Annotated in this window: 3 protein-coding genes; 2 read left to right on the plus strand and 1 reads right to left on the minus strand. The window is 47.4% G+C overall.

Going from position 1 to position 2,965, the window contains the following annotated elements; translation table 11 throughout:
* Positions 1-512: glycosyltransferase family 9 protein (locus K4A83_RS22420; RefSeq protein WP_265266937.1), on the plus strand; the 512-nt coding region annotated here is incomplete at its 5' end.
* A gap of 51 nt (positions 513-563) precedes the next feature.
* Here K4A83_RS22420 and K4A83_RS22425 read toward each other — a convergent pair.
* Entirely contained in the window at positions 564-1,397 is an 834-nt protein-coding gene (locus K4A83_RS22425) for an ABC transporter permease (protein ID WP_265266938.1), read from the minus strand.
* 551 nt (positions 1,398-1,948) lie between these two features.
* Between K4A83_RS22425 and K4A83_RS22430 the strand changes: the two genes are divergently transcribed.
* Positions 1,949-2,836, plus strand: a complete 888-nt coding sequence (locus tag K4A83_RS22430; protein ID WP_265266939.1) for a chemotaxis protein CheW — start codon at positions 1,949-1,951, stop codon at positions 2,834-2,836.
* The last annotated feature ends 129 nt before the right edge of the window (positions 2,837-2,965 follow it).

Here is a 2,965-nt window from a genome sequence, read left to right on the forward strand (position 1 = left end):
CCATCCCCTATCTCCACGTCACCCCCGCCCCCCATCCTCAACTCCCCCCCTCTCCTGGGCCCAAAGTCGGCATCGTTTGGGGCGGCAGTCCCACCCACAAAAACGACCATAACCGTTCCGCCACCCTAGAGGACTTTATCCCCCTACTGAAACAGCCTAATATCCAGTGGTACAGCCTACAAAAAGGGGAACGGGTCGAAGAGTTAAAACAACTGCCCGACCCTTGCAACGTAACCGATTTAAGCCCCTTCCTGACCGACTTTGCCGCCACAGCCCGTTTCATCCAAGAACTCGACTTAGTGATTACCGTAGATACATCAGTTGCTCATCTCGCCGGAGCATTAGGAAAACCCGTGTGGACCTTACTCTGTTATGCTCCCGATTGGCGCTGGATGTTAGACCGTCATGATACCCCTTGGTATCCCACCATGCGGTTATTCCGTCAAACCGTACCGCAAGATTGGTCTGGGGTAATCAGGCAAGTGATTAAGTCTGCTCGTGGTAATAGGTAATAGGCAATCTTGACAAGTTAAGCCTCTTTCCTCTCCCGCTCCCCTGCTCCCTTAATTTCCCCGTTTTTTCGCGCCCTTATAACGCAAATATTCCGCCAACAAAGCCACCGCACCCGAACTTAACATCAGTAGCACACTTAAGGCATTAATATCCGGTTTAACACCCGTCCGAATGCGGCTAAAAATTTCCATCGGTAAGGTCGTTGAACCAGTTCCTGCCGTGAAACTAGCGATGAGAAAATCATCCATACTTAACACAAACGAGAGTAAACATCCGGCAATAATAGCTGGGGCTAGTTCGGGTAATAAAACTTGTGTAAAAGCTTGTAAAGGAGTTGCGCCTAAATCAAGGGCAGCCTCTTCTAAATGGGGGTCTAAATTGGCCAAACGAGAAGAAACGACAATGGCAACATAGGCTAAACAAAAGACCACATGGGCAATAACAATCGTCCATAAACTCAACTGAATGCCCAACACAGCCAGAAAAATGAGAGTAGAGACAGCGATCGCAATATCCGGCACAATTAAAGGTAAATAGGACACCCCTCGATATAGCGTTTTCCCCCAAAAGCGGTACTTTGCCAAACCCACCGCCATCATCGTCCCCAAAATAGCCGCCAGAGTCACTGCCAGTAAAGCCACCCCTAGGCTATTCTCCAAAGCGCGCAAAATTCGCCCATCCTTGAATAACTTGCCATACCAACGCCAAGAAAAGCCAGTCCACCCTGCACTATAGGCTGAACGGTTGAAGCTATACACCGTTAGCACCAAAATAGGCAGGTACATATAAAAAAACATTAAGCCTGTAAACAAAGCCTGCCAAGACAACGAAAAAGGTTTTTTTTCCTCAGGCCAGCTTTCCGGGGGTTTAGGGTTTGGAGTCATGAATAATACAGGTTAGGGGCATCAGATCAAGGGCTTTTGAGACAATCTCTCATGAATTACCCCGCCGTACAGACGGACGGAGTTTCAGTAACCCCACCATCGTCTGTCTGGTTAGAGCTTAATCGCTTCTTCTGCCCAAGTTGCGTCATCCCGCCCCTATGAGTACGAGGAGAATCCGTAGAGCTAGAGCATCGACGACTAACGAGGTTCATTCCTACCCCCGGTTGCCGATTGGCGGCCACATTCCACATTACCATCACAGAGCCTTTATCCCTGCCCATTTCCAATCCACAATCATCACAAACATGATAACGATTACTGAGATTAGCCCACGCCTCGTTGCCGTTTTTTGCTTTTCCTAGATGGCTGGGACTTTGCTCAATTATAAAAGCAAAATAACGGGAGAGATGGGGATGTCAAAGTTCATTTCTGAGGGGGGATTTTCCTCCCACCGTATAGACGAGTGGGTAAACCAATCCCCCCTCAGACTATTGGTTGTATCATAAAGCTAGAAGCAAATTCTATCCGGTACATCCCCCCCGAGTTAACCGATGGTGCAAACTGGCAACCTACAAGCAATCCGTACCCTGTTAAACCAAAAACTCCAGCCCCAAGGCATCACGGTAAACACCACCACACAGGGATCTAAGCTAATTATACAATTAACAGCTTCCCAAGCTTGTGATCGGACTCGTACCGTGAGCAAAATTCAAGAGAGCCTTAAAACCCAGAAACCCCAAGGCTTTCAAACCGTTGATATCACCGCCCATCAAGCCGGAAAAGGTCAACTCTGGACCCATCGTCTCACCCTTACCCCCCCCACTCTCACTATTGATCTCGCTGCTTGGTTAGAGTCCGGTTCATCCCTTCAGGAGTCGATTTTAGAGCCATCTAGCCCCCTTGAACCGGATGGCCTAACCTCCCCCCCAACCCTCAGAGAAAAGCCTGTGATCGAGCCTGTTAGCCCAGAGCAGCGCTATCTTTGTTTCCAGTTAGGACTCGATAACAAAGTGATGTTACCTGTGGAATATATTCAGGAAATTGTGCGAGTGGGAGTCAATCAAGTTCTGGCTGTACCAGACACCCCCTCTTATGCTCTGGGTTTATATAATTGGCGGGGGGAAATGTTGTGGTTAGTAGACTTAAATTTGTTATTAGGTTTGGAGTCTTTTTTAGCCGGACAAAATTCATCGGAGACGGCACTTCATTCGGGCTTGTTGAATATTTTAGTTTTGAAGGATCAACAATTGATTTTAGGGGTTATTGTTCAACAGGTGGAGGAAATTGAACAGCACAGTCCAGACCAGTTACAGTCTCCTTTAGGTTTATTTACTCCAGAACTTGAGCCTTTTATTTTGGGCTATTTTCGCGAGGTGCAAAGCATTGTTTTAAATGCTGAAGCAATTTTTACCATGATTCACGAGCAGAGTTATCAGTAAACTTGAAAATTCATTTGGTCTGTGTGACGAAATACAGGAGGTCTGTATTTACAGCAGAAAGCCTGGGGGTAATTGAAAAATGGAGTCCCAGCTATTTTGCTATTTCTGTGGGTGGAGCGCCGCTAGAAG

The sequence above is a fragment of the Spirulina subsalsa FACHB-351 genome (genome assembly GCF_026130165.1).
Classification (GTDB): domain Bacteria; phylum Cyanobacteriota; class Cyanobacteriia; order Cyanobacteriales; family Spirulinaceae; genus Spirulina_A; species Spirulina_A subsalsa_A.